Source organism: Rhodoluna sp. KAS3 (assembly GCF_026000575.1).
Lineage (GTDB): Bacteria > Actinomycetota > Actinomycetes > Actinomycetales > Microbacteriaceae > Rhodoluna.
This window is the reverse complement of sequence record NZ_AP026910.1, coordinates 661,629-687,591: the sequence shown is the minus strand read 5'-3', so window position 1 is coordinate 687,591 and position 25,963 is coordinate 661,629. Positions and strand designations below refer to the sequence as shown.

The window sequence follows — 25,963 nt, the reverse complement described above, 5'->3', positions numbered from 1 at the left end:
GCATGCGTTTCTTGCCGGCCATTCTCCTAGGGCGGTTTGTTCGTGTCCTTGTGAGACTGGTTCGTCCTGGCGGCGGTTCGGCCCTTCCTGGTCTTGTCGTAAGTAAGGTTGCGCCGGGCCTTTTGGCAGCAACTCTCTCGAAGTTCTCGGATGGACTGATTGTGGTCACGGGGTCTGCCGGTAAATCCACGACTACAAAGATGCTTGTTGGAATCGCTCGTGCTCATGGCAAGACTGTGTTTACGAATCCGTCCACAGCCAACATCGCGCAAGGGTTCTTTTCATCGATCATCGAGCAATCGGATATCTTTGGTCGCATAAAGGGTGACGTTGCGATTCTCGAAATGGATGAGGGTCATGCCGAGGAGATCACGCGCCTAATTCGACCGAAACAGGTCACGATTCTTAATGTCCTCGAGGATCAACTCGATCGATTTGTCGACCCAGCCGTGGTTCGCGACAAGTTGGCCCAGGTCGCGCGTCGTGCAAAAGACACAGTCTTACTCAACGCTGACGACCAAAACACTCTCATCATCAACCGAGATGTTCAGCATCCAGGCACCAAATGGTTCGGCATCACAGGATCACTCTTGTCGGATGCAAAACACGGGCTGGGTACAGCACCCACCTATGAAGCAGAGATAGAAAGACCAATTCCAAGCGCCGAGGTTATGAGCGTTGACGGTCTTCGTGCCAGTGTAGTTTTGAGTGGGGCAGCTGCTGAGGTCGAGCTACCAAATCGTGGCTTGCACTTTGCCCTTGATGCAATTGCAGCCTTGCAGAGCGCAGAGTCATACCTCGGAGCAGATTTCGACCTTGAATTGGCCTCCAACACCATCACCACTATGCCTCCGGTGTTTGCGCGTGGTGAGATCGCGGTGGTCAACGGTGAAGAAGTTGAGTTCATCCTTGTTCAGAACCCGATGAGTTTCCAACTAAACCTTGACAACCTGACCACCAACCCAGAGCGGATCATGGTGATGATCGGGCGAGATGTGCATGATCCGTCTTGGCTCTGGACCGTGAACATGGACGCCCTGTCACATGCCGATGTGGTCTCTGGTTACAACGCATACGAAATGGCGCTTCGGTTAGCGTATTCGGAGATCCCTGTGGGAGTCGTAACTGATGATTTGCAGGTTGCCCTAGATACCTTTTTTGCGCTTCCCGCACCGACACACTCTCGTCGCACGGTAATTTTCTCTGCTGACGCCATGCGTCGAACTCGACGAATTCTTGGTTTCACCGACCCGGAGGCAGTATCTCGATGATTCGACTTGGCGTTTTGTATCCTGGCCACCTAGACCTGAATGGTGATGCTGCCAACAGCCTAGTCCTGGCCAAGGAATTGGCTTGGAGAGGTGTTCCCTGCGAAGTTGTTTCTGTGACCTTGACCGATGCAATTCCCAAGGATTTGGACTTCTTGCTCGTTGGCCATGGCTCCAAGGCCGCTTGGAGTGAGATTAATCTAATTGGTTCCCACCGTGGTGCCGAGTTGGTTGAGGTATTGAATTCCGGAGTGCCGACTCTAGCCGTTAACTCCGGTTTCGAGGTTCTACACCTGGGAAGCGACAGACATGGGCAGCTTCTTGGGCACATTCAGACCAGCTTTGTTGCTACCGAACGAGTTTCCAAGTTTTGGGTTGAGCCGTTCGAGGGTTTTGAGGTTCTCGGCTACGTGAATAGTGACAACGATTTGCCAGTCATCTCTCGCCACGGAAACGTTATTGGCACAAAGCTACATGGCCCGGTCTTGGCTAAGAATCCGAAGTTACTTTCACTGATTCTCGAAATGATTCTCGATCGAAGTGGTTCTGTTCTGCCAGGCAACTTAAATAAAAACGTAGCCACCGCAATCGATGGCTACGTCTCAGAAATATGGAAGCTGGAATCCGAACTAGCGAGCGAGTAGTTTTTTGCTCTCGTCGTGCCAAGCAACAGCCACAGGCTCAAGTGCTGGCTTCTTTTCGTTACCGTGGTGCGAGCAAAATAGCAGGTCACCCGAGGCTAATTCGACGCGAATATAAGCCTGAGCGCCACACTCATCGCAGCGGTCCAACGCAGTAAGTTGGTAGCTCTCGGTGGTCTCGGCAGTTTCAGTCGTTGCTTCAGTTTGCATAATGCACCTTTCCTCTCTCAATTGGAACACAAACTTGACCCAAACTGGCGCATCGATGGCCTAAGTTCGCTAACTGCGAAGTCCATTGTGGTTCGTGTCTGTGCCCGAGTCTGCGTCTGGCAAGAGTTAACATCGACTAGTGCCTAATTCAGACTATTCAGCCCGCCACCTATCGGTTCTAGAAGGTTTGGATGCCGTCCGCAAGCGTCCTGGAATGTACATCGGTTCGACCGATAGCCGCGGCCTCATGCACTGCCTTTGGGAGATTATCGACAACTCTGTAGATGAGGCACTGGCTGGGCATGGTAACCAAATTGACATCGTTCTTCACGCCGACAACTCTGTAGAGGTTTCTGACCGGGCGAGAGGTATACCGGTCGACATTGAGCCTAAAACCGGGCTCTCAGGTGTTGAGGTGGTCTTTACCAAGCTCCACGCAGGCGGAAAGTTCGGCTCTGGTAGCTATGCTGCGTCGGGTGGTCTTCATGGCGTTGGTGCTTCGGTAGTTAATGCCTTGTCCCAGCGTCTGGATGTACAGGTTGATCGAGACGGAAAGACTTACGCCATGTCCTTCCGTCGCGGTGAGCCGGGAGTATTTGACGACGCCACCGGTATTTCACCGTCAAACCCATTCAAACCATTCGAGGATGCTTCGGTTTTGCGCGAGGTTGGCAAAGTAGCAAAGGGTGTCTCTGGTACGCGAGTGCGCTACTGGGCTGACCCGCAGATCTTTATCAAAGATGCAGTGTTTGCGTCCGATGAACTTTTCAGTCGTGCCCGGCAAACCGCCTTTTTGGTGCCGGGGCTTGCCATTGGCATTGAGGACCGCCGAGGCCAGGAGATTGCAAAGCACGATTTCAAGTACGACGGTGGAATTGCCGAATTCGTTGAGTATTTAGCCAAGGATGCAGCTCTAACCGCCACCTGGAAGCTCTCTGGTTCGGGAGATTTCAACGAAACTGTGCCGGTGCTTGATGAGTCCGGAAACATGGTTTCTCGCGAAGTCTCCAGAAAGTGTGACGTAGACATAGCCGTCCGATGGGGGACCGGGTACGACACAGACGTAAAGAGCTTCGTCAACATAATCGCGACGCCTAAAGGCGGCACGCACATCGCCGGATTTGAACAGTCTGTGCTCAAGGTCCTGCGGTCTCAGGTTGAAGCCAACGCAAGAAAATTGAAGGCTGGCAACGACAAAGTTGAAAAAGAAGACGCACTTGCCGGTCTAACTGCAGTGGTCACGGTCCGCCTTGCTGAACCTCAGTTTGAGGGCCAAACCAAGGAGATTCTTGGCACCCCGGCCGTGAAAAACATTGTTGCGAATGTTGTCTCTAGGGCTTTGCTTGAGAAATTCAACAGTCCAAAGCGTGACGACAAGTCGCAAGCGGCCCTTTTGCTCGAAAAGGTAGTTGCCGAGATGAAGTCCCGCATTTCAGCTCGCACACACAAAGAGACGCAGCGCAGAAAGAACGCTCTGGAGAGCAGTTCCCTTCCAACCAAGTTGGTAGATTGCAGGACTCAAGAGACTGCTGGTTCTGAACTATTTATTGTTGAGGGTGACTCAGCTCTGGGAACCGCGAAGCTAGCTCGTGACAGCGAGTTCCAAGCGCTACTTCCAATTCGAGGAAAAATTCTCAACGTCCAGAAGGCCTCGGTTTCTGACATGTTGTCTAACACCGAATGCGCCTCGATCATCCAAGTGCTCGGGGCCGGCTCTGGGCGAAGCTTTGACTTAGATGTGGCACGTTACGGCAAGGTAATCCTAATGAGCGATGCTGACGTCGATGGCGCGCACATTCGAACCTTGCTGCTCACATTGTTTTTCCGCTACATGAGGCCTCTGGTTGAAGCTGGGCGTGTGTTTGCTGCCGTTCCGCCGCTGCACCGGGTGGAGGTAATCAATGCCGGTTCAAAGGCCAACGAGGTTATTTACACGTATTCACAAGCTGAGCTTGAGGAACTACTCGGCAAATTAGCCAAGGCGGGCAAAAAATACAAGGAGCCCATCCAGCGCTACAAGGGACTTGGCGAGATGGATGCGGACCAGCTGGCCGAAACCACGATGGATCGCTCTAGACGAACCTTGAGGCGTGTTCGCGTTGAAGACGCTGCCGCGGCGGAGGCCATGTTTGAGCTCCTCATGGGTAACGATGTTGCCCCTAGACGTGATTTCATCATCGACTCAGCCGATGGCTTCGAACGAGAACGAATCGACGCCTAGAAAAGACCCTTTCGCTCTAGATTCCTATCGAACCAACAACGGCCGGAAGCGGGTTTCCCGAAGCGTCACGCTTGGCAAGATCCAGATTCAGAGCAAGAGGTTTTCCGTCAGGAGTTAGCGCCTTTGGTTCGCCCGAGACCACCGCAGCGAAGTACAACTGATCCTCACCGCGGATGAATCGCTGCGCCCGCACGCCACCGGTGGCTCGACCCTTTCCAGGGAACTCGCTAAACGAAGACATCTTTATGCTTCCCGCATCAGTGCCCGGTATGGCCAGTGAGCTATTCGCAGCAGTAATTACTGAAGCATTTTCAACTTCGTCGATAACCTCAAAATCAATCACAGCGGAATCCGGCGAAAGGTTGATACCTGCCATTCCGCCGGCCGGACGCCCTTGAGGTCTAACCACGGAAGCACTGAAATGCAGCAGTTGGGCATCGCTGGTCACAAAAACAAGGGTTGCGCCGTCCGAACACACCGCAGCACCGATTACCTCATCGCCTGGTTTTAGAGAGATCATTTCAAACTCGTCCTTGGCGGGGTAATCCGAGAGAACGCGTTTTACGACTCCCTGCTTGGTGCCTAGTGCGATGGAGATGCCATCTTCAAGTCCAAACACTGATACGAATCGAACGCCCTTGGTTAGGCCAAGGAAGCTATCAGCTTGAACTGCACTTCCCATCAAACTTGCGTCTGAAATGTTAGGCACATCACCAACGTGAATTCGATGTACCAGACCATCACTCGTTAGGAATCCGATGTCAGAGCGTGTTGATGTACTAATCAGGGTTCGGATGGCATCGTGGCTCTGGCGCTTACCGCTCGGAAGCGACACTTCGTGTCCTTCGACGCGAGCAACACGACCGGAGGAACTGACCACAATCGTGCAAGGCGCGTCGGCCAGCTCGGCGCTCACGGACGCAGCTTTGGCCAGTGAAATTGGCTTGACTTCGGTTACATCGCTGATCAAAGTCGTTCGACGCTCATCGCCGTACTTATCGGCGATCTCTGCTAACTCTGCAGAAACCACAGCTCGGAGGTTCTGGTCTGAAGCCAGAATCGATTCCAGACGAGCAATTTCGTCTAACAGATTCGCCCGCTCGGTTTCGAGTTCAATCTTGGAAAACTTAGTCAAGCGACGAAGGCGCAGTTCGAGAATGTACTCGGCCTGGATTTCCGAGAGAGCAAATCGGGTGCGAAGTGCCTGCCGGGCTTCATCAACTTCGTCGCTGTTCCTAATTATTGCAATGACCTCGTCGATGGAGTCAATTGCGACAAGGAGACCTTCAAGCAGGTGCAGACGGGCTTGTCTCTTACCTAGGCGATTCTTGGTTCTGCGCCTGGTTACTGTTATGCGGTGCGCTAAATAAACGCCCAACATGTCCCGCAGCCCCAAGGTCTGTGGTCTGCCGTCAACCAAAGCAACGTTGTTGATACCGAAGGAGTCTTCCATCGGGGTGAATCGGTATAGAAGATCGAGAACAACTTGAGGGTCAAAACCGGTCTTCAACTCGATAACGAGCTTTAGGCCATTAGTTCTGTCGGTTAGATCGGTTACATCTGCAATGCCCTGCAGTTTCTTGGCGTTAACGCCATCCTTGATCTTCTCGATTACCTTTTCTGGGCCGACTAGATATGGCAACTCGGTAACCACGATGCCCATTTTTCGAGGGGACACACTCTCAATCGAAACTCGGGCACGGGTTTTGAAAACCCCACGTCCAGTCTCGTATGCATCTTTCACGCCTTCGAGACCCATGATGATTCCACCATTCGGAAGATCAGGGCCAGGAACATACTGCATCAGGTCTTCAGTGGTTGCCTGCGGAGTTTCAAGCAAGAACCGCGCGCCAGCAATAACCTCGCGCAAATTGTGGGGCGGCATATTGGTTGCCATACCAACAGCAATTCCCGAGGCGCCGTTAACCAAGAGATTTGGGAAGGCCGCAGGCAACACGTCGGGTTCAGTGAGTTGTGCATCGTAGTTTGGTTTGAAGTCAACTACGTCCTCGTCGAGGCCTTCGTTCATCAGTAGTGATGCGGTAGACAGCCTGGCTTCTGTATACCTGGCAGCAGCAGGCCCGTCATCTAGGCTTCCAAAGTTTCCGTGCCCATCAATCATCGGAACGCGAAGCGAAAATGGTTGCGCCATACGCACCAGGGCGTCGTAGATAGCGCTGTCACCGTGCGGGTGGAGTTTGCCCATAACCTCGCCGACAACGCGAGCAGATTTCACGTGACCGCGATCTGGCCTGAGACCCATCTCGCCCATCTGGAAGATGATTCTTCGGTGAACCGGCTTCAGGCCATCACGGGCGTCAGGAAGTGCTCGCGCATAGATGACCGAGTAGGAGTACTCGAGAAAAGAATCTTGCATTTCTTGCGACAAATCAATGTCAACAATGCGTTCCTCAGGCAGGTGTTCCAGGGTCATTAATTCATTACTCAAATCGGTTATGGCAGACTGGGGTGATGCCTTCGATGCTACCTTCCCTTCCTAAATCCTTCGGGAGGCTGTCAGACGTTTTTGTTTCGGCACTTGGTTCAATAACTGGTGTAAACAATCGGCTAGGACTGCGTCGAGTAAAAAACTCATGCGTAATTTTGGTCGATGGGCTGGGTCACCACAATCTCCATGAAAACAGCGGCTATGCCAAATTTTTGTCACGGGCAACCGGTTCCAAACTATCGACAGTTTTCCCGAGCACTACAGCAGCGGCTATTACAAGTTTTGCCACCGGAGTTCTACCCGGCCAGCACGGTATCGTCGGCTACCAAATTTGGGACAACCGGGACTCAGCGTCAGTAAATCTTCTGACAGGGATGGACTCCAAAGCTGTCAGCAGCTGGCAGAGGCACGATACAGTGTCAACCCAGGCCAAATTAGCCGAGGTTAAGAGCTATTCCATTGGTCCGGGGGAGTACGCCACATCCAGCTTCACCAAGGCGACTATGCCCGACGCGACCTTTATTGCGGCCAAGTCGATCGAAGACCGATTTGCCGAAGCCTATAAGTTATTGAGCTCATCGCAGGGAAATCTGGTTTACGTATATGTTCCCGAGCTGGATCAATTGGCGCACGCGTACGGCGCCGATTCTGACCGTTGGCGACAAAAACTTGAAGAACTCGATGGCCTAATGAATGCGTTTGTTTCTCGGGTGGGAAATCGCTCGGGAGTGCTGCTAACAGCGGATCATGGAATCATCGACGTCGATGAGTCGAAGCACATTTACTTGGATGAGTTCGATCAAGACCTAAGCGGATTGAAGTTCGTTGGCGGCGATCCGCGGGTCAACTTTCTTTACTTTGAACCCGATACAGACCTGAATTCAGTTAGAGATGCCTTGCAAAAATCGCTTGATTCGCGGGCCACCGTCCTGACAAAAGAACAGGTTATAGAAGCTGGTTGGTATGGGGAGGCCCTACCCGAATTTCAAAGCCGGTTACCGGACTTATTTTTGTTGGCCGGTGCGAAGTCCGCGGTTTACCATCGTGGGTTCGCAAAACCAAAGAGCCTAAAGATGATTGGGCAGCACGGTGGACTAAGCCCCGAAGAGACTGCTGTGCCACTGCTCAGATTTGGCCAATACCTCTAGTCGTCGGTCTTGGTTCCAAAAACAATTTCATCCCAACTAGGCATACTGGCACGACCCTTTTTCACCGGGGCAGCCTCTCCTTCAGAAATTGATTGAGTTTCCGCCGATTCGTCAGCCACTTCCATGACAGCTGGCTCTTGAATCGCCGCTGTCTCTTGAGTTTCGGTCCGCTCGGTCCGCTTTCTGCGAAGAGCCTCGAGCAGGTCGGCGGTAGCACTCAAAGGCTCTGCTGGTGCAGGCATTGCAGGACGCTTGGTCTTGCCAGCTGCTAGTTCCGGAACGACATCTGCTGCGGACGCCCGAGATTCAACTGCTGGAAGGCTCGCAACATTCTCGACTGGTGTGGCAGTTAAAACTTCAGTGACTTCGCTGGTCGGCTGGTCGACAATCTTAAGAATCGGATTTGCGAATGCGGCCGGTGCCGACGAACTCTTTTGAGCTTCGTTATTCGTCAAATTGATTGCATTTTCGTTCTCTGGCGAAAGCGCTAGCCGCTTCGGATCAAACGACCAGACTGCGGTGGAGGAGCCGTTTGGAAGTTCATACTCAGCTGCCAAGTGCCAAATCCCAAGGTCACTGCGCTTTGCTTTCCAGTTAATGGTGGCCGCACCCAGATTGTGAATCCTTGCCGATATCATTTCGCCAAACTCAACAGTCGTGTGATCACGATCAACGACGATGCCTAGTCTCACAGTCAGTGCCGAATCAATAATGTGCGCTAATTCAGCGATTACCGGTGCCGCAAACTTCTCAACGAAATCGAAAGTTGCGCCGGAACGCTCAACCAGGCTGGCGATGTCCTCGCCGTCTCGGACAGCATCCTGAATTTCACGAGGGGTCATTTTCACGGCGTCCAACTTGGGCGCAGCCTCGCGTCTAAGGGCTGACCTGATTTGGTCATCGGCTAGCAATCGAAAGCGCTGGCCATCGGTGGACTCGAGAACTAAGAAATCGCCCTCGGCCTCGATAAATCTAATGTCGTCCATTGAAATGCCTCCAACTCAAAGTCTGGCACCACAGTTGGTGTTTCACCGAGATTCGAAATGGTGTGCCGAAATTTAGATATGACACGTTTTGCGTTTTCGGCGTTGCAGGTTTGCTATCTGCGGTTTTCTGTTGCACACTATGCACGCTTAGATATGCAAACGAGAGGCAAGCCAGATGGCAACCGATTACGACGCACCTAGAAAGAACGATGACGATAACGAGTCAATCGAGGCAATCAAGGAGCGTATTCCAGACAAGCTTTCCGGTGTCGTCGATGTTGACGAAGAACACGGTGAAGGCTTTTCAATTCCGGATGTAGTCTCCGAGGACCTCGACGTTGTTGTGCTGCCACCGCAGGATGACGAATTTACCTGCAGTGAGTGCTTCATCGTGAAGCACCACTCACTACTTTCTGCGCGTAAAGGTAAGTTTGGCCAAATCTGCGTTGAGTGTGAGTAGCAAGTACCTACTACCTAACCCTTGATGAGTCTGCAGATTTCGTCAGCGTTTCGGGTTGAAAAAATCCAGTACGGTGTCGGATCCGAATCATCTAGAACCTGGACACGCACCATTTCTTTTACAGTTGCTTGCAACTGGAGATAAGCGCGGGCATTTAGCTTAGGCCCAATCTCGGCACGACGCTCGTCTTTAGTAATTTTCTTCGGTTCGGCAACCAGCGACAACTGGATTCTCGCCTTACCGACCGAAATATCGTCGTCGGTTACTACAACCTTTGGTGCACCGAAGTACATCAGGGCTACTACGCCTAGGTTCAGCACAAGTCCGAGCACTGCCCCCAGTGTGCTGTTGAGTGGGGCCAAGGCTAGCCATATCGTCGGCCAAACCATCAGTGATGCACCGAAGGCACCTACGCTCGGGTAAACCCTCTCCTCGAAGCGAATAGCCGAGCTTGTCTTTAGCGAAGTCATCACCCTTTTAGATTACGCTCTAACCGTGAACAATCAATTGCCTGTACTTATAGTTTGTGACGATCAAATGCTCCCGGCCTATGCCCAGCCCGGTGACGCCGGTGCCGATTTGAGGTCCCGGATTGACACAGTTGTGCCAGCGCGAGGCCGAGTAATGGTTCCAACCGGTGTTTCAATCGCCCTACCGGATGGCTACGTGTGCTTGGTTCACCCGCGGTCAGGATTGGCCGCTAAGCACGGAATTACGGTTCTGAACACGCCAGGCACCGTTGATGCCGGTTATCGCGGGGAAATCGCAGTAAATCTCTACAACACTGGGGAGCAGGACTTTTCAATCACCGCCGGAGACCGCATCGCTCAGCTGGTGTTCCAGAAGGTGGAGCGTGCCAACTTCATCCGGGTGGAGACGCTGCCCGAGAGCCACCGTGGCGATGCTGGATTTGGATCGACGGGTGTCAACTAGTCATGACGGCTTCATATTCAAACGGTAAGTCCGCCCCTGCGGACCGTCATTCCGCAGGCCCATTCGACGTTTCTGAGGTCACAGACGTAAGTCCGTATCTAGACTTTGGCTCGATGCGAGTTCCTCCGCGCGAAGGCCTACAAATGCGTTTGGACGTCGAGGAAGGTTCAAAGCGCGTTGTCGCAGTTACCCTCGAGTGGAACGGCTCCTCGGTCCAGCTGCAAGCATTCGCTGCGCCAAAATCAGAGGGAATTTGGCACGAAATCAGATCTGCGATGCAGCAATCAATCACCACCCAGGGTGGTCAGGCCGAAGAGCGGATCGGTTCTCTCGGTCCTGAACTTCTGGCCCGCATCCCGCTGATGGATGAGGCTGGAAACGCAGCAGGTTTTCGGATCGCCCGCTTTATCGGCGTGGACGGCCCAAAGTGGTTCTTACGCGGTGTTGTTGGCGGAGCCGCAATTAATGATCCGATGGCAGCAGCCGACATTGACGACCTATTTCGGTCGGTAATCGTGGCTCGTGGCGACATTCCAATGCCACCAAAGGACCTTTTGCCGCTGAACATGCCCGGCGGAACCGTTGCGCCACCGAGGAGCCTATAGGTGCCGAAACATCAAGCCAGCCAGCTAGGGGTATCAAAAACAGACGAGGGTTACTCCCTGACTTCAAAAGGCGTTCTGGGTGCACTCGGTGGTTGGTTCGGAGTTTTCGAGGCCATTGTCCCGGCTACAGTTTTTGTAATTCTGCTGTCAATAACGAACAATGTAGTGCTAGCGGTAATCACGGCAGCTTCACTCTCTGCGGTCTCACTTCTAATCCAAATCATTCGAAAAAAGCCTCTGACTCAGGCAATTGCGGGTGCCATCGGAATCGCCATCTCTGCATACCTACCGCTACGCGAGGGTGGTCAACCCGCGGATTACTTCGTCCAAGGATTTATCTCCAACAGCATTTACTTTGCGGTGCTTCTAGTTTCAGTCTTAATTCGCTGGCCAGTCGTCGGACTCTTAATCTCGGTATTGACCGGAAAAACCGACATGTCTTGGCGGCGCGAACCGGCTAAGTTACGCCGATTCCAGCTGGTGACTTTGCTTTGGGTAGGGCTTTTTGCCTCGAGACTTCTCGTCCAAGTTCCCCTGTATCTAACCGATCAACTTGCGGCCCTTGGCTTCTTTAGGGTTGCAATGGGCGTGCCACTTTACGCGTTTTTGTTATGGACCACTTGGTTACTCACCCGCGAAACAATTCGTTCACGTCAATAGTGGTAAATTTCTTGTAGCGATGGCGCAAATAGTAAGGAAGACACATGTCTAAAGTCAACAGTTTTGGTTCCGCTGACCTTCTTAAGGTTGGTTCTCAGGAATACCGCATCTTCAAGCTCAATTCAGTCGACGCGAAGACCCTTCCTTACAGCCTTAAGGTTCTCCTAGAGAACCTATTGCGTACCGAAGATGGCGCCAACATTACTGCCGACCACATCAACGCTTTGGTCAACTGGGATCCAACTGCCGAGCCAGATGTAGAAATCCAGTTCACCCCAGCCCGCGTAATCATGCAGGACTTCACTGGCGTTCCTTGTGTTGTTGACTTGGCTACCATGCGTGAAGCAGTTGCTGAACTCGGAGGCGACCCAAAGCGCATCAATCCTCTTGCACCAGCTGAATTGGTAATCGACCACTCAGTTCAGATCGACGTTGCTGGTTCGCCAGACGCGTTTGAGCGCAACGTTGAGTTTGAATACAACCGCAACGGGGAGCGCTACCAGTTCCTACGTTGGGGTCAAACCGCATTCGACGACTTCAAGGTAGTTCCACCGGGCACCGGCATTGTGCACCAGGTGAACATCGAATACCTTGCCCGTACCGTAATGGCGCGCGAAGTAAATGGTGAACTTCAGGCGTACCCAGATAGCTGCGTGGGTACCGACTCACACACCACCATGGTCAACGGCCTTGGGGTTCTAGGCTGGGGTGTTGGTGGAATCGAGGCCGAGGCAGCAATGCTAGGTCAGCCTGTTTCCATGCTTATCCCGAAGGTAGTCGGCTTCAAGTTGACTGGTCAGATTTCAACTGGCGTAACCGCCACCGACGTAGTTCTAACGATCACCGAGATGCTGCGTAAGCACGGTGTGGTCGGCAAGTTCGTAGAGTTTTACGGTGCTGGCGTAACTTCAGTTCCACTAGCAAACCGTGCAACCATCGGAAATATGAGCCCAGAGTTCGGCTCAACTGCCGCTATGTTCCCAATCGATGAAGTAACCCTTGATTACCTTCGTGTCACTGGGCGTCCGCAAGAGCAGATCGATCTCGTCGAAGCGTATGCAAAGGCTCAGGGGCTTTGGCACGACCCAAGCATCGAGCCTCGCTTCAGCGAGTACCTAGAGCTGGACTTGAGCACCGTCGTTCCTTCAATCGCGGGTCCAAAGCGCCCACAGGACCGAATTGTGCTGAGCAAGGCCAAGGAGTCGTTTGAGTCTGTCTTGCCAACATATTCAGCCCAGGCCTCAAAGCCAACAGCAGTGAAGGGTCAATCATTTGCAATGGACAACGGTCACGTTGCAATTGCGTCGATTACTTCATGTACCAACACTTCTAACCCATCAGTGATGCTTGCAGCCGGTCTGGTTGCTCGCAAGGCAGTTGAGAAGGGCCTAACGGCTAAGCCTTGGGTCAAGACCTCGCTAGCACCTGGATCAAAGGTTGTTACTGAGTACTACAACAAAGCTGGCCTAACCAAGGATCTTGATGCTCTCGGCTTCAACCTAGTCGGTTATGGATGTGCAACCTGCATCGGTAATTCAGGCCCACTTTCTGACGAGATTTCAGAGGCGATCAACCACAATGATCTTGCCGTCACTGCTGTACTCTCTGGAAACCGCAACTTCGAGGGTCGAATTAGCCCAGACGTCAAGATGAACTACCTGGCTTCGCCACCGTTGGTAATTGCCTATGCACTTGCCGGAACCATGGACTTTGACTTCGAGACCGACGCACTGGGCGAGGGATTAGACGGCCAGCCTGTCTATCTGCGCGACATCTGGCCAACTGCCGAAGAAGTGCAGAAGACCATCGACGAGTCTATTAACTCGGACATGTTCAAGACTCAGTATGCAGGCGTATTCGAGGGCGACGACCGATGGAAGTCTCTTCCGACTCCAAAGGGCGATGTTTTTGAGTGGGACGCCAAGTCGACCTACGTTCGCAAACCGCCTTATTTTGACGGAATGAAGATTACTCCAGATGCTGTGAAGGACATCAAGGGCGCCCGGGTTCTTGCCAAGCTTGGCGATTCGGTTACCACCGACCACATCAGCCCTGCCGGTTCAATCAAGGTTGACTCCCCGGCGGGTAAGTACCTGACCGAACACGGTATCTCGCGCGTTGATTTCAACAGCTATGGCTCACGTCGGGGAAACCACGAGGTAATGATTCGTGGAACTTTTGCGAACATCCGCCTGCGCAACCAGCTTCTTACCGACGTCGAGGGTGGTTACACCCGTGACTTCACTCAGGCAGAGGGGCCACAGGCGTTCATCTATGACGCTTCGAGCAACTACCAGGCACAGGGAACCCCACTAGTAATTCTCGGTGGCAAAGAATATGGATCCGGTTCATCGCGTGACTGGGCTGCCAAGGGAACAAGCCTGTTGGGTGTCCGCGCGGTTATTACCGAAAGCTTTGAGCGTATTCACCGCAGCAACCTGATCGGTATGGGTGTATTGCCGCTCCAGTTCCCTGCAGGTCAAACAGCTGATTCACTAGGGCTTGACGGTACTGAAGAGTTTGAGATCACCGGCATTGAAGAATTGAATGCCGGAACTACTCCAAAGACAGTTCGCGTAGTCGCTAAGCCGTCATCTCACTCGGCGGCGGGCAAACCTACCGTTGAGTTTGATGCTGTGGTACGCATTGACACTCCTGGCGAAGCGGATTACTACCGCAACGGAGGAATTCTCCAGTACGTGCTTCGTAGCCTGGTTGCTTAAGGAATAACTCAAGCGCAGCTTGAGTTTTAATACCTATGACTTTGTTAGAGCGGATTTCCGGACCTCGAGACCTTGATTCGCTTAGCGCACCCGAGCTAAAGCAGCTTTGTGATGAAATTCGCTCCTACCTAGTAGGGGCGGTTTCAGCAACGGGTGGTCACCTTGGGCCAAATCTTGGCGTAGTCGAAACAACTGTGGCAATCCACCGTGTTTTTGATTCACCACGTGATGCGGTTATTTTTGACACGGGTCATCAGTCTTACGTTCACAAATTACTTACCGGCCGCAAGGATCTGAGCTCACTTCGCCAAAAAGACGGAATCGCAGGATACCCGCAGAGAAGTGAGTCAGAGCATGACATCGTTGAAAGCTCTCACGCTTCATCATCGCTTTCTTGGGCTGACGGTATTGCCAAGGCATTCAAACTTACCAAGCAAGAGGATCGGTATGTCGTTGCCGTAATTGGTGATGGGGCCTTGACCGGCGGCATGGCATGGGAAGCACTCAACAATATCTCCGATGACAACGATCGAAAACTGGTCATTATTGTCAACGACAACGGCCGCTCATACGCGCCAACCATCGGTGGTCTTGCCAGATACCTCAACGGTGTCAGGACTGATGCAAACTACCGAAGGCTTTACAAACTCAGTAAGAAGCTGTTCTACAAATTTGGTTTGATCGGCCGACTGGTTTACTCAGCAGCCAGAGGCGCAGGTAATGGCTTACTAAGCACTTTTGCACCCAAGGGTATGTTTCCGAACCTGGACATAAAGTACATCGGCCCGGTAGATGGTCACGATATTGTTGCCATGGAACAGGCTTTGAGTCAGGCGAAGAAGTACGCGGCTCCAGTGATAGTGCACGCGATAACCGAAAAGGGGCGCGGGTACAACCCTGCGGCACTAAACATCGACGACCAGTTCCACGCGGTGGGGAAGATCGACCCTGAAACAGGGGAGTCGCTGGAGAAGTCTTCGGGCGCATCCTGGACATCGGTTTTTGCAGATGAGATTATGACAATCGCCGACCAAAACCCAAGCGTTGTTGGAATCACGGGCGCGATGCTGATTCCCGTCGGTCTCGATAAGTTTGCGAAGAAATATCCAAGCCGAGTATTCGATGTTGGGATTGCTGAGCAGCACGCGGTAACTTCTGCAGCGGGTATGGCTTTCGGTGGTCTCCACCCGGTTGTTGCCGTTTACGCGACATTCATCAACCGAGCCTTCGACCAGGTCCTAATGGACGTTGCTCTTCACAAAGCAGGCGTAACAATTGTCTTGGACCGCTCTGGTGTAACGGGTCCCGATGGAGCAAGCCACCACGGTATGTGGGATCTGTCAGTTCTGCAGATTGTGCCGGGCATAAGAATTGCTTCACCAAGAGACGGCCTACGTCTTCGAGAGGAACTCAACGAGGCGGTAGCTGTAGACGATGGACCGACCGTAGTTCGTTTCTCCAAGGGGTCAGTCGGCTCTGAGATACCTGCAATGCGGCGAACCGAAGACGGTGTAGACGTACTATCAGAGGCCCAAAGCAAGGACGTTTTGATCGTAAGCGTCGGGGCGATGGCAACTACGGCGTTGAAGGTGGCTGAGCTTCTCGCCGCCCAGGGTATCGGTGCTACGGTTATCGACCCGCGGTGGGTGGTTCCGGTTGCAAAGTCAGTGGTTTCAATGGCTGCCGAACACCGATTGGTAGTGTCAATCGAAGATGGCATCAAGGTTGGTGGCGTTGGTACGCGAATTAGACAATCATTGCGTGCAGCGCAGGTAGACACAGCTCTAAACGAGGTCGGTCTGCCGGATGAATTCCTTGAACACGCGTCGCGCGACGAAATCCTAGAACGAGTTGGTTTGACGGCACAGAGCATTGCAATTGATATTGTTGCCCAGGTTGTGGGCTCTAAGGTTCCGCACGCAAGACCGCTCCAGTATGGTTCAAGCAGTTCGGCTGAGCTGAACTCCCACTAGTTTCTGGGTTTCGCCGCGTTTTATTGCCGGCGTTTAGTCCTCGACCAATTGGCCCGCTGCTGAGATGGCCAGATGAATCGGTTCAGCGACCAAATCTATCTGCCACTGCCTTGCGCCAAGGGAAGCCAGAAAATCTCCGATTGCATTGGCACTAGCCTCAACAGGTGGCTCCCAACAAACTTGACGAACGAAGTCCGGTGTTATGAGATTCTCTGCAGGAATTTTGAGCGACTCTGAAAGCTCCTGCAGTACGGGCTTGACTGCTTTGAGTCTGTTGTCTGCGTCGGTAAAACGCCCCGGCCAAGTGCGGTGATTTGGTATTCCCTCGGTCTTCACCTTGATTGGTGGTAAGTCTCGAGACTTGAGGCCATTCTCTACTGCGGTCCACCAAGTGTCGATGTATGACCTACTGGCACGGCCAACAAAGGCACGATCGCCCGCCAATTCAGGCCGCGACTTGGGCAGTGTGTTTGCAACGTGCACGATCGCAGAATCAGGAATTAGACGGCCAGGAGAGACGTCTAGCTTTATTGCTAGCAATTCTCTTGCCTCCCACATCGCCTTTGCTACTGCGTACTTTCGGGCATCCTTAAGAGCACTCAGGCCAGTTAGAGAACGCCATTTATCGGCCTTTGGCGTCTTGGCTTTCATCCTTGCCGTGTTTGCAAACTCTTGGCGAGCCCAGTCGAGCTTGCCCAATGTCTCAAGTTCAACTTCCAATTTGTCGCGAAGTTCAAGGAGGACATCGACGTCCAAGGCAGCGTAGTTCAGCCAGTCCGCGTGAAGCGGGCGAGTGCTCCAGTCAACAGCAGAATGTTCCTTTGCTAACCGAAGACTCAAAAAATGCTCACAGACTGCTCCGAGGCTCACGCGAGGTAGGCCTGCGATTCTGGAGCCTAGTTCAGTGTCGAACAGAGAAACCGGACTAAACCCAAGCTCGGAAAGGCACGGAATGTCTTGGCTTGCAGCGTGAAGAACCCACTCGTCCTGAGAAAGCAACGCGGCTAATTCGTTGAAGGGTTCCGTTGAAAACTCAGGGCTAATCGCGATCGGGTCAATTAGGTAAATCGGTGTTCCTGAGCGGTGCACTTGGACAAGATAGGCACGCTGAGAATACTTAAATCCAGATGCTCGCTCGGCATCGAGAGCGAATGGGCCCGTGGCGTTTGCCAGAACCGCAACGGCTTCATTGAGCAGCTCATGATTGTCGACAAAAACGACACTCGCTCGGGCACTTTTGAGCAGAGGAAGCTCAACCTGCTCTTGGTCGTTCATCGACGACCCGAGAAGTCAATAGTAGAAATTCCTGCGGGTAGGTTTGGGAATCCAGACATGATGCAGATAAGGTCCAACCAAGCTTCGAAGCTGCCGGCAATATCTGTGGTCAACGGTGACCAAGACGCACGAAGTTCGAGCTCAGCATGATCATGCTGAGCGCTTAGTGAACCGTATCCGGTAGACATAATCCTGGTGGCAGTTCCTGCAATCGCACCAAACTCAGCGTGCCGGTTCTCTAGAGCCTCATTGAGCCATGCCCAAACAACATCACTGATTTCTTCGTCAGCACCGATGTTGGTTTCTAGTGGCGACTTGGCGAAAATGACGACTCTAAATCGCGACGCCCATGCCTCCTGGGGTTCCGGCTCCCAAAGCATTACAAAACGACCTGTTCCCGCATCACCTTCGACACCGGTTAGGTTCTCTTTGATGTTTGCCTTAAATGTGATCGCATGCGAGGCGATTGCAGTTGGTGCTGGGATGGTTTCAACGTCGATTTCACTCCGAATCGCGGCATGCTTGAGCGACTCGAGGGCTACTCGGAATTCAGCAGGGGCATCGGATGGGACGTCAAACTCGATCATTGATTAAAGACTAGACATTTGACCTAGCCGGTACCCGTTGCCACGCCGCAGCGTAGGCAGTAATGCCGCTCAAGGCCAGACTATGTAGCTGTTTACGGTAGTTTGCATCGAAATGGTTGGACGATTGCTAAGTGCTGTTCCGAACCGACTCTGAACAAATGTTTCAGCCGCATCAAGTGCACCCGGGGCCACGCCCGAAACCGTCAAGATGAATCTTGTCTCAGGTTGGAATCTCAGTAGCTCCTCTGTCACCAAAGGACCACCTTCAAACAGGATTTTTGCGTCTGGATTCGCGGAGATGAGGTTCTCAATCGCCGAAAAGGCTTCCCGCAAGTCCCCTACAACGAGCACATGCTCCTCTGGCACGTTGGTGAACATTGCAAATCGTGCATCCGGCTTGGCCGTAATTAGATAGTGGGAAAAATTACTTGAATCCTGCATCGCAGGAATGTTTGAAAGGTCAATATCGCCCGTGGTGATGATGGCTAGGGGAGCGTACTTGGAACTTCGATAATTTTCAGCCCTAGCCGTAGCCCCGGTGGTGACAATCAAGTCGGATTGACTCCTGAGGTAACCGAGCATCGCGCGATCTTCGCGATTGCTAATTCCGTCAGATGAACCACTTGGGTCTGAGGTTGAGCCATCTGGTGAGATGACCATAGCTACATTCCAGCCAGGTTGAAGCTCAAAGAATTCTGGGTGGTCTGAAAAAATCAAAGCTCTAGGCTGACTTTTCGGCGACTTGCCTCTTAATGCGGGCCAACATTCCTCGCATACCCCTCATGCGCAGCGGGGAGACCGCGGCGGAAAGACCGATACGCGACGGAAAATCGTCGTCGACCGCGAGGACCTCTTGTACTGAATGCCCATCAAGTGCAGAGTGCAGAATCGATGCAAATCCGCGGGTGGTAGGAGACTCGGCTGGGGCGGTGAAGAACAGGTGCACCAGCTTCGCGTCGTCGACCTCTACGAAAAGGAAAATCGGACTCTGGCATTCTTCTACACGTTCCAGTAAATCTGGGTGGTCTTTGTATCTTGCCGGAAGCTCTGGTAGCGCCTCAGAATACTCAAGCAGTAGGGTCAAGCGGTCGTTTACGCCCACTGCGTTGAAATCTTCAACTATTTCATCAACACTTTGCATTGAAGGGCTCTACTTTGCCGCAGGCGCTAGACCAGGCTCGATGCCCTTAACGATTGGCACACCAACCAAGCTGCCCCACTCAGTCCAAGAACCGTCGTAGTTGCGAACATTCTCGAAGCCCAGGAGGTAGTTCAAAACAAACCAGGTGTGACTCGAACGCTCACCGATGCGGCAATATGCGATCACATTGTCACCAGCCTTCAAGCCGGCTTCATCTAGATAAATTTTTTCAAGCTCAGCACGAGACTTGAACACACCGTTCTCGCCAGCAGCACGAGCCCAAGGGACCGATTTAGCTGATGGAATGTGGCCACCACGAAGCGCACCCTCATCAGGGTATGCAGGCATGTGAGTGCGCTCACCGGTGTACTCCTCAGTTGAGCGAACATCAATCAGGGGATTACCGAAATGCGCAAGAACATCATCGCGGAAAGCACGAAGGGTGCTGTCGTCGCGCTTTACAACCGGATACTCGGCAGGGGTAACCTGGGTAGCCTCGCGGGTCAATTCACGACCTTCAGCAATCCAAGCCTCTCGGCCGCCATCAAGTAGGCGAACATCCGGGTGGCCAAACAATTTGAACACCCACATGGCGTAGGCAGCCCACCAGTTACTTTTGTCTCCGTAAACGACTACCGTGGTGTCGCGCGAGATGCCCTTGCGTGACATGAGAGCGGCAAACTCCTCATCAGAAACATAGTCGCGAAGAACTGTGTCGTTCAGCTCGGTGTGCCAGTCGACTTTGACTGCGCCAGGGATGTGTCCAATTTCATACAAAAGAACATCTTCATCAGATTCAACAACAACGAGTCCCTCGCGGTTTAGGTTGCTCGCCAGCCATTCAGTAGAAACCAACACCGATGGATCGGCGTACTCTGCGAACTTGGCTGTCTGGTCGAATTCAATCGTCATGGGATGAAACTCTTTCTGGAGGTTGATTAGACTTTTTGTGTCTCTAACAAGGTTAACTCGCTCGGAGCCTTGGACCAACCGATAGGTAATAATTGGCAATCGACCACGCTGCGTTTGTGAACATTACTTTGCGCAAGCCAGAACCAAGTATCAGCGATTTGCTAGCCGAATTGGTGCCCCCTCGTGAATTCACGGAGGCACGCCTCGCTAACTACGTCCCGCACGCCGAGTATCCAAGCCAGCAACACGCACTAGATCGAGCACGAGTCTTTCTAGGAGCTTCTGGGGCAAAGAAACTTTTCCGTCGCGAGACGCCGCCGCCCGGTGTCTATTTAGACGGTGGATTTGGTGTGGGAAAGACGCACCTACTGGCAGGAATCTGGCACGAGTTTCGCGGGGCAAAAGCATTCGGAAGCTTCATTGCCTACACGAGCCTGATTGGCGCGATCGGTTTTGCCGGAGCAGTAGAGGCCCTCGGTAAGTTCCAGCTTCTGTGCATCGATGAGTTTGAACTCGATGATCCGGGGGACACCATGATGATGTCTCGACTGCTAAACGAGTTGGCACCCAAAGGTGTTCGTTTTGCGGCAACGTCAAACACACCACCTAATGCCCTAGGCGAGGGTAGATTCGCTGCAGCGGACTTCCAACGCGAGATTTTGGGTATTTCGAACCAATTTGAAATGGTTCGAATTGACGGCGAGGACCACCGCCATCGCCCGGTAACTCTCGAACCAGTGTCTACTACGCAATTTGAACTTGAGACTTGGTTGCAATCACTAGACAGCACTGAGACTGGAATTGTCGATTTCGGAGCGCTGCTTAAGCATCTATCAACAATCCACCCATCGCGTTATGGCTTTTTGCTTGAGGCGCTTGGTGCCCTAGCCATCGAAAGCGTGCATCAGCTTGATGACCAGGTGGATGCCCTTCGATTTGTTGCTTTTATTGACCGTGCCTATGAGGCTCAGGTAGCAATTCGCGCGACCGGACATCCACTTACGGACGTCTTTGCACCCAAGTATTTATCAGGCGGATACCGCAAAAAGTACCTTCGAGCCGTTTCACGCATCGGTGCCCTGACCAGCGCCTGACTTTTTACAAACACGAAACATTTCTCGTTATCGCGTGAAATCTGAGTGAGCCAAACTCTCTACGTAGCCAAGATTCTCTTGGTGACAATTTGTTTTCTTAGAGAGAGGTAAACAAGTGGATCAAGGAAACACGGCATTCGTGCTAATTTCAGCGGCACTAGTTCTACTAATGACGCCAGGTTTGGCGTTCTTTTACGGCGGTATGGTCAAGGCCAAGAGCGTTGTAAGCATGATGATGTTGAGCTTTGGCTCACTCGGATTGATTGCAGTACTTTGGGTTCTTTACGGCTACGCCATCGCATTTGCTAACGGGGGAGTCGACACCTTCATCGGTATCGATGGATGGTTCGGTATCGATACCTCATTCCTCGGGCTTGAGGCTCAGGTCGCAGATGCTGCAGCTCCTGCCGGTGCATTCCCATCTATGGCTTTCGTAGCCTTCCAGGCAACTTTCGCAATCATCACCGTGGCCCTTATTTCGGGTGCCATTGCTGACCGCGCAAAGTTCGGCGCATGGATGGTCTTCGCAGGCATCTGGGCAACCGTTGTTTACTTCCCAGTTGCAAACTGGGTATTCAACTTCACACTTGAAGACGGCAAGGTCGTTGACGGTGGCTGGATTGTTTACGGCCTAGGAGTCATTGACTTCGCAGGTGGTACCGCAGTTCACATCAACGCTGGTGCAGCTGGTTTGGCTCTGGCAATTGTCTTGGGCAAGCGCTTTGGATTCAGCAAGGGAATCACCCAGCCTCACAACGTGCCACTGACCCTTCTGGGTGTGTCATTGCTTTGGTTCGGTTGGTTCGGATTCAACTCAGGTTCAGAGCTTGCCGCAGATGGCATTGCCTCAATTGCATTCATCAACACCCTGGCAGCACCTGCTGCAGCGATGCTCGGCTGGATCATCATTGAGAAGATCAAGCACGGCAAGGCAACCTCCATCGGTGCTGGTTCAGGTGCAATCGCCGGTCTGGTTGCAGTAACGCCAGCCTGTGCGTCTCTTGACCCTGTATATGCAATTCTCTTGGGCCTAGTAGCCGGTGCACTTTGTGCACTAGCTGTTGACCTCAAGTTCTCACTGGGCTTCGACGACTCACTAGACGTCGTAGGTATTCACCTGGTCGGTGGAATCGTTGGAACCCTTTGGATCGGTATCTTCGGAAACGGTGTAGGCGCAGCATTTGGCTTCGGCTGGCACCAGTTCGCGATGCAGGCCCTTGGTGCGGTAGCGGTACTTGTTTACAGCTTCGTTATCTCACTAATCATCGGCTTCGCGATTGAAAAGACCATGGGATTCCGCGTCAAGGCAGAAGATGAAATCGCAGGCATTGACACCGTAGTTCACGGTGAAGAGGCTTACGCTTTCGGTGCTGACCGCGGTTAGTAACACCTATTAGCAACATCTCGGAGGGGCTCTCGAAAGAGAGTCCCTCCTTTGGTGCGTTATTCGAGAGGTAGTAAATGCTCCACCAAAACACCACAATGTTTTTGATCATCTGCTCTGCCATGGTGCTCTTTATGACACCTGGGCTTGCCTTTTTCTATGGCGGGCTGGTGCGCGCCTCGAGCGTGGTTTCGATGATGATGATGAGCTTCGGCTCAATCGCACTAATCGGTGTGTTGTGGGTGATTTTCGGTTATGCAATTAGTTTCAGCAACGCCGGAGCTGGCAGTTATTTTGGAATCGACGGCGTGTTCGGCATTGACTTTGAACGCCTTTTCCTTGGCACAGAAATTGCTCTGGCCAAAGAGGGAGACGGCTTTGGCCTTGCCTTCGCAGGATTCCAAGGCACATTTGCCATCATTACTGTGGCCCTGATTTCGGGGGCTATCGCTGACCGAGCAAAGTTCGGTTCATGGATGATCTTTGCCGGTATCTGGGCGGTACTTGTCTATTTCCCAGTCGCGGGCTGGATCTTCAACTTCACCGCCGAGGATGGAAAAGTTGTCGATGGCGGATGGCTTGTCTACAACATCGGGGTTATGGACTTTGCGGGCGGTACGGTCGTTGAGATTGCCTCGGGAGCGTCAGCGCTAGCCCTCGCGTTGGTTCTGGGTAAGCGCTTTGGTTTCACAAAAGGTATGCACGCTCCTCACAATGTGCCGCTGACCATCATCGGTGCTGCAATTCTTTGGTTTGGATGGCTGGGATTCAATGCCGGTTCGCAGCTTGCCGCCGATGGCGTCGCAGCCCTTGCGTTCGTAAACACTTTGGCAGCGCCCGTTGGCGCAATGCTGAGCTGGATTACCTATGAGAAGTTGGCTCACGGCAAACCAACCTCTATTGGAGCCGCATCGGGCGCCGTGGCCGGCCTTGTGGCTATCACGCCGTCCTGCGCGTATCTTGAGCCAATTTGGGCACTACTACTTGGCGTTATTGTCGGTGTTGTTTGTGCCCTAGCAATTGAACTGAAGTTTGTACTCGGGTTTGATGACTCGCTCGATGTGGTTGGTATCCACCTTGTCGGTGGCCTAGTTGGAACCCTGTTTATTGGTCTTTTTGGAACCAATGTTGGTCTTTTCCTAGGCTTCGGCGCTGAACAACTTGGACGCCAAGCTATCGGTGCCGCTGTTGTTCTGGTTTTCTCATTTACTGTGTCGTACGCCATTGGTTGGGTGATTCAGAAGACCATTGGCTTCCGCGTTACATCAACCGATGAGATCGCGGGAGTCGACTCTGTTTTGCACGGAGAAAATGCATATTCTGAGTCTGACCCTCGTTGGACCTGGAAAGGTTAGACACACTCTGGCCTGAGTTTGCGAAGTCGAAAAACTTGGGTTAGAGTATCTAAGTCTTCGAAAGAAGGCACGCGGATGTGGCTCAGTTGGTAGAGCACAACCTTGCCAAGGTTGGGGTCGCGAGTTCGAATCTCGTCATCCGCTCGCAGTAGGGCGTAAGCCTCGTGAAAGCATGGTGGAGTGGCTGAGCGGCCCAAAGCAACAGCCTGCAAAGCTGTAAACCCACGGGTTCAAATCCCGTCTCCACCTCCACAAAAACAAAACAAAATGGTCGATTGGCGCAGCGGTAGCGCACTTCCTTGACATGGAAGGGGTCACTGGTTCGATCCCAGTATCGACCACGAAAAAGAGCTTCAAATAAAAAACCCGGCCATTGGACGGGTTTTTTCGTTCCTGGCGGGGGCGGGTGATACGTTTGCCAGATAAGTGATTTGGGGGAATCATGAAAATTATTTCAAAGTATGTAGCGGCGCTAGCAGCATTATCGCTGTCTATATCCGTCGCTATTCCTGCTCAAGCAGCCATCACAGACCGACAATCGGTGTCCGACTCTTCTTACGATGGCGGGTTGAGTCTGTATACCGAGATTGTTGAGTTGGAGGTCGCTGAGGAGTCGACCAACCCAGACTTGCTATACGTTTGGCTCCACATGTGGTTGCCGGTTTATTCGTATGACTTTGTTGACGGCGCCTTTGCAGGCATAGACGTGGACAGCGACTTAGACGGGCGAACAGACTTCACTATTTTCACCGACGACACCCCTTACGACTACGGGCGAGTTGAACATGTTCTCACGGTTTGGGATCCAGTGAATCAAAGACTTGTTCCCGGCTGCACCGTTGAAACCTGGGTAGATCTCGATTCAGAAGCATCCTGGATTGGCTTCGGCCTCCCTAAATCTTGTTTGGGAATCATCAATAGCCAGGTCAATCTACAAGGGTTTGCAATAGATCCAGACTCGAGCGATGACTCAGGGGACTTCGTTCCTGACGGTTCAAACTTCGCTGTCTTCAACGTGCAAGGAGTGGCCGTTTCCGAGCCGGAAAACCCGGTCATTGGTTCCGCTCTACCGAAGTTGACAAGCGAAAAGATTTACAAGACACCAACCCCTGCCAAAAGCCCAATTGACTTAGTTTCAACGGCTGAGCAAGTTGGTAAATCGGTGGTTTCCGTAGTGTGTAGATCCAGTTCGGGGACAGCATGGGCGGCCGATGCGACTATAAGTGCGGACATGCGCTCGGCTGGCGTCAAGACGGTCCTGGTTACTAATCATCACGTCATAGCAGATTGCCTTGGCGACAAACTTGTAACGGTCGTGTTGGCCGATGGAAGTGAAGAGGAGGGCTACATTTGGAGCTCCGATTCCGACATGGATTTGGCTTCAGTGCTCCTCTACGTCAAAATTCCTACCTTGGACTGGCGCGGTGAAAAACCAAAGCAGGGTTGGTGGGTAGGCACCATCGGTAATCCGATGGGGATAAACAGCTCGTTGACCACTGGAGTGATATCTAAAGTCTCTACGGAAGGAAACGTTGTTCTAACTTCGGTGCCAATCAACCCTGGAAACTCTGGTGGGCCGCTATTTGATCGAAACGGTCGAGTTATAGGCGTGGTAACAGCCAAGCTGGTGGACTCAGAGAACATGGGCATAATTATCGGCTCACCGTCGCTCTGTGGGACACTTTTTGACTGCGGATATCAGAGGCCATGGTCAACGAGTCTGAAGTCACTTCCGCTGAAGAAATACAGCAATTGTTCGAAAATGAACGGGGATTACACTGGTGGTGTCAAGAAGACCATAAGTTCAAAGAACAAAGGAAAGACGCCCATTTACCGAGCCGTCATCAGCAGCTCTGTATATGCAAAAAACAAACATTTGGACAAAGACCGCGACGGTTTAGTCTGCGAGAGGTAGTTGGAAAAGCCCGTCCATCGGAC

23 protein-coding genes and 3 tRNA genes are annotated in these 25,963 nt (G+C 52.5%); 17 read left to right on the top strand and 9 right to left on the bottom strand.

The window, feature by feature from the left end; all coding sequences use genetic code 11:
• The first annotated feature begins 2 nt into the window (after positions 1-2).
• Both OO731_RS03425 and OO731_RS03420 read left to right on the top strand, forming a co-directional pair.
• Positions 3-1,271 carry a MurT ligase domain-containing protein gene (locus tag OO731_RS03425; RefSeq protein WP_264889660.1) on the top strand — a complete coding sequence of 423 codons (1,269 nt, stop codon included), beginning with the start codon at positions 3-5 and terminating at the stop codon, positions 1,269-1,271.
• On the top strand, positions 1,268-1,912 hold the full coding sequence (locus tag OO731_RS03420; protein WP_264889659.1) for a hypothetical protein: 645 nt from the start codon (positions 1,268-1,270) through the stop codon (positions 1,910-1,912). Before OO731_RS03425 ends, OO731_RS03420 begins: the two co-directional genes overlap by 4 nt.
• Here OO731_RS03420 and OO731_RS03415 read toward each other — a convergent pair.
• Positions 1,898-2,119, bottom strand: coding sequence for a hypothetical protein (locus OO731_RS03415; RefSeq protein WP_264889658.1), 222 nt, complete (start codon positions 2,117-2,119; stop codon positions 1,898-1,900). The genes OO731_RS03420 and OO731_RS03415 overlap by 15 nt on opposite strands.
• A gap of 139 nt (positions 2,120-2,258) precedes the next feature.
• Between OO731_RS03415 and OO731_RS03410 the strand changes: the two genes are divergently transcribed.
• Positions 2,259-4,340, top strand: a complete 2,082-nt coding sequence (locus OO731_RS03410) for a DNA topoisomerase IV subunit B (protein WP_264889657.1) — start codon at positions 2,259-2,261, stop codon at positions 4,338-4,340.
• Between the two features lie 16 nt (positions 4,341-4,356).
• On the opposite strand, the gene OO731_RS03405 is transcribed toward OO731_RS03410, so the two are convergent.
• A complete protein-coding gene (locus OO731_RS03405; RefSeq protein WP_264889656.1) occupies positions 4,357-6,774 on the bottom strand; it encodes a DNA topoisomerase IV subunit A in 2,418 nt (805 codons plus the stop codon).
• Positions 6,775-6,812: 38 nt separating this feature from the next.
• On the opposite strand from OO731_RS03405, the gene OO731_RS03400 reads away from it, so the two are divergent.
• Positions 6,813-7,937, top strand: coding sequence for a nucleotide pyrophosphatase/phosphodiesterase family protein (locus OO731_RS03400; RefSeq protein WP_264889655.1), 1,125 nt, complete (start codon positions 6,813-6,815; stop codon positions 7,935-7,937).
• On the opposite strand, the gene sepH is transcribed toward OO731_RS03400, so the two are convergent.
• Positions 7,934-8,923, bottom strand: coding sequence for a septation protein SepH (gene sepH, locus OO731_RS03395; protein ID WP_264889654.1), 990 nt, complete (start codon positions 8,921-8,923; stop codon positions 7,934-7,936). The genes OO731_RS03400 and sepH overlap by 4 nt on opposite strands.
• Before the next feature lie 175 nt (positions 8,924-9,098).
• On the opposite strand from sepH, the gene OO731_RS03390 reads away from it, so the two are divergent.
• Entirely contained in the window at positions 9,099-9,383 is a 285-nt protein-coding gene (locus tag OO731_RS03390) for a DUF4193 domain-containing protein (protein WP_138275402.1), read from the top strand.
• Positions 9,384-9,397: 14 nt separating this feature from the next.
• Here OO731_RS03390 and OO731_RS03385 read toward each other — a convergent pair whose 3' ends face one another.
• Complete coding sequence (locus OO731_RS03385) at positions 9,398-9,853, bottom strand: DUF3093 domain-containing protein (RefSeq protein WP_264889653.1); 456 nt, start codon at positions 9,851-9,853, stop codon at positions 9,398-9,400.
• A gap of 67 nt (positions 9,854-9,920) precedes the next feature.
• Here OO731_RS03385 and dut point away from each other — a divergent pair, with 67 nt between their 5' ends.
• Genes dut through dxs form a run of 5 tightly spaced genes read left to right on the top strand, consistent with a single transcriptional unit; the run spans position 9,921 to position 16,277 of the window.
• Entirely contained in the window at positions 9,921-10,316 is a 396-nt protein-coding gene (dut, locus tag OO731_RS03380) for a dUTP diphosphatase (protein ID WP_264890662.1), read from the top strand.
• Positions 10,317-10,318: 2 nt separating this feature from the next.
• Positions 10,319-10,921 carry a DUF3710 domain-containing protein gene (locus tag OO731_RS03375; RefSeq protein WP_264889652.1) on the top strand — a complete coding sequence of 201 codons (603 nt, stop codon included), beginning with the start codon at positions 10,319-10,321 and terminating at the stop codon, positions 10,919-10,921.
• Complete coding sequence (locus tag OO731_RS03370; RefSeq protein ID WP_264889651.1) at positions 10,922-11,581, top strand: DUF3159 domain-containing protein; 660 nt, start codon at positions 10,922-10,924, stop codon at positions 11,579-11,581.
• Between the two features lie 44 nt (positions 11,582-11,625).
• Positions 11,626-14,304, top strand: a complete 2,679-nt coding sequence (gene acnA / locus OO731_RS03365; protein ID WP_264889650.1) for an aconitate hydratase AcnA — start codon at positions 11,626-11,628, stop codon at positions 14,302-14,304.
• A gap of 35 nt (positions 14,305-14,339) precedes the next feature.
• Positions 14,340-16,277: a 1-deoxy-D-xylulose-5-phosphate synthase gene (gene dxs / locus OO731_RS03360; RefSeq protein WP_264889649.1), complete on the top strand. Its 1,938-nt coding sequence runs from the start codon at positions 14,340-14,342 to the stop codon at positions 16,275-16,277.
• 33 nt (positions 16,278-16,310) lie between these two features.
• Here dxs and OO731_RS03355 read toward each other — a convergent pair whose 3' ends face one another.
• The 5 genes from OO731_RS03355 to OO731_RS03335 all read right to left on the bottom strand — a co-directional run bounded on the left by OO731_RS03355 (position 16,311) and on the right by OO731_RS03335 (position 20,192).
• Positions 16,311-17,552, bottom strand: a complete 1,242-nt coding sequence (locus OO731_RS03355; RefSeq protein WP_264889648.1) for an HRDC domain-containing protein — start codon at positions 17,550-17,552, stop codon at positions 16,311-16,313.
• A complete protein-coding gene (locus tag OO731_RS03350; RefSeq protein WP_264889647.1) occupies positions 17,549-18,139 on the bottom strand; it encodes a DUF3000 domain-containing protein in 591 nt (196 codons plus the stop codon). Before OO731_RS03350 ends, OO731_RS03355 begins: the two co-directional genes overlap by 4 nt.
• 69 nt (positions 18,140-18,208) lie before the next feature.
• Positions 18,209-18,856, bottom strand: a complete 648-nt coding sequence (locus OO731_RS03345) for a dihydrofolate reductase family protein (RefSeq protein ID WP_264890646.1) — start codon at positions 18,854-18,856, stop codon at positions 18,209-18,211.
• A 4-nt stretch (positions 18,857-18,860) separates the two neighbouring features.
• Positions 18,861-19,280, bottom strand: a complete 420-nt coding sequence (locus OO731_RS03340; protein ID WP_264890645.1) for a SufE family protein — start codon at positions 19,278-19,280, stop codon at positions 18,861-18,863.
• Positions 19,281-19,289: 9 nt separating this feature from the next.
• Positions 19,290-20,192: a sulfurtransferase gene (locus OO731_RS03335; protein ID WP_264890644.1), complete on the bottom strand. Its 903-nt coding sequence runs from the start codon at positions 20,190-20,192 to the stop codon at positions 19,290-19,292.
• A gap of 92 nt (positions 20,193-20,284) precedes the next feature.
• Between OO731_RS03335 and zapE the strand changes: the two genes are divergently transcribed.
• The 7 genes from zapE to OO731_RS03300 all read left to right on the top strand — a co-directional run bounded on the left by zapE (position 20,285) and on the right by OO731_RS03300 (position 25,940).
• Positions 20,285-21,286: a cell division protein ZapE gene (gene zapE / locus OO731_RS03330; protein ID WP_264890643.1), complete on the top strand. Its 1,002-nt coding sequence runs from the start codon at positions 20,285-20,287 to the stop codon at positions 21,284-21,286.
• A 115-nt stretch (positions 21,287-21,401) separates the two neighbouring features.
• Positions 21,402-22,670 carry an ammonium transporter gene (locus OO731_RS03325; RefSeq protein ID WP_264890642.1) on the top strand — a complete coding sequence of 423 codons (1,269 nt, stop codon included), beginning with the start codon at positions 21,402-21,404 and terminating at the stop codon, positions 22,668-22,670.
• Positions 22,671-22,747: 77 nt separating this feature from the next.
• Positions 22,748-24,025, top strand: a complete 1,278-nt coding sequence (locus OO731_RS03320; protein WP_264890641.1) for an ammonium transporter — start codon at positions 22,748-22,750, stop codon at positions 24,023-24,025.
• A gap of 71 nt (positions 24,026-24,096) precedes the next feature.
• Positions 24,097-24,169: transfer RNA gene (locus OO731_RS03315), tRNA-Gly, on the top strand.
• 30 nt (positions 24,170-24,199) lie between these two features.
• Positions 24,200-24,277, top strand: a tRNA-Cys gene (locus tag OO731_RS03310).
• Positions 24,278-24,294: 17 nt separating this feature from the next.
• A tRNA-Val gene (locus OO731_RS03305) sits at positions 24,295-24,366 on the top strand.
• Positions 24,367-24,467: 101 nt separating this feature from the next.
• Positions 24,468-25,940 carry a trypsin-like peptidase domain-containing protein gene (locus OO731_RS03300; protein ID WP_264890640.1) on the top strand — a complete coding sequence of 491 codons (1,473 nt, stop codon included), beginning with the start codon at positions 24,468-24,470 and terminating at the stop codon, positions 25,938-25,940.
• Positions 25,941-25,963: the final 23 nt, after the last annotated feature.

Bases quoted from the DNA above. Each gene is read 5' to 3' on its own strand.
- OO731_RS03405 (WP_264889656.1), bottom strand. From the start codon at position 6,774: ATGACCCTGGAACACCTGCCTGAGGAACGCATTGTTGACATTGATTTG.
- OO731_RS03355 (WP_264889648.1), bottom strand. From the start codon at position 17,552: ATGAACGACCAAGAGCAGGTTGAGCTTCCTCTGCTCAAAAGTGCCCGA.
- acnA (WP_264889650.1), top strand. From the start codon at position 11,626: ATGTCTAAAGTCAACAGTTTTGGTTCCGCTGACCTTCTTAAGGTTGGT.
- dut (WP_264890662.1), top strand. From the start codon at position 9,921: ATGCTCCCGGCCTATGCCCAGCCCGGTGACGCCGGTGCCGATTTGAGG.
- OO731_RS03385 (WP_264889653.1), bottom strand. From the start codon at position 9,853: ATGACTTCGCTAAAGACAAGCTCGGCTATTCGCTTCGAGGAGAGGGTT.
- OO731_RS03375 (WP_264889652.1), top strand. From the start codon at position 10,319: ATGACGGCTTCATATTCAAACGGTAAGTCCGCCCCTGCGGACCGTCAT.
- OO731_RS03415 (WP_264889658.1), bottom strand. From the start codon at position 2,119: ATGCAAACTGAAGCAACGACTGAAACTGCCGAGACCACCGAGAGCTAC.
- OO731_RS03420 (WP_264889659.1), top strand. From the start codon at position 1,268: ATGATTCGACTTGGCGTTTTGTATCCTGGCCACCTAGACCTGAATGGT.
- OO731_RS03390 (WP_138275402.1), top strand. From the start codon at position 9,099: ATGGCAACCGATTACGACGCACCTAGAAAGAACGATGACGATAACGAG.
- sepH (WP_264889654.1), bottom strand. From the start codon at position 8,923: ATGGACGACATTAGATTTATCGAGGCCGAGGGCGATTTCTTAGTTCTC.
- OO731_RS03400 (WP_264889655.1), top strand. From the start codon at position 6,813: ATGCCTTCGATGCTACCTTCCCTTCCTAAATCCTTCGGGAGGCTGTCA.
- OO731_RS03350 (WP_264889647.1), bottom strand. From the start codon at position 18,139: ATGATCGAGTTTGACGTCCCATCCGATGCCCCTGCTGAATTCCGAGTA.
- OO731_RS03300 (WP_264890640.1), top strand. From the start codon at position 24,468: ATGAAAATTATTTCAAAGTATGTAGCGGCGCTAGCAGCATTATCGCTG.
- OO731_RS03340 (WP_264890645.1), bottom strand. From the start codon at position 19,280: ATGCAAAGTGTTGATGAAATAGTTGAAGATTTCAACGCAGTGGGCGTA.
- OO731_RS03335 (WP_264890644.1), bottom strand. From the start codon at position 20,192: ATGACGATTGAATTCGACCAGACAGCCAAGTTCGCAGAGTACGCCGAT.
- dxs (WP_264889649.1), top strand. From the start codon at position 14,340: ATGACTTTGTTAGAGCGGATTTCCGGACCTCGAGACCTTGATTCGCTT.
- OO731_RS03425 (WP_264889660.1), top strand. From the start codon at position 3: ATGCGTTTCTTGCCGGCCATTCTCCTAGGGCGGTTTGTTCGTGTCCTT.
- OO731_RS03320 (WP_264890641.1), top strand. From the start codon at position 22,748: ATGCTCCACCAAAACACCACAATGTTTTTGATCATCTGCTCTGCCATG.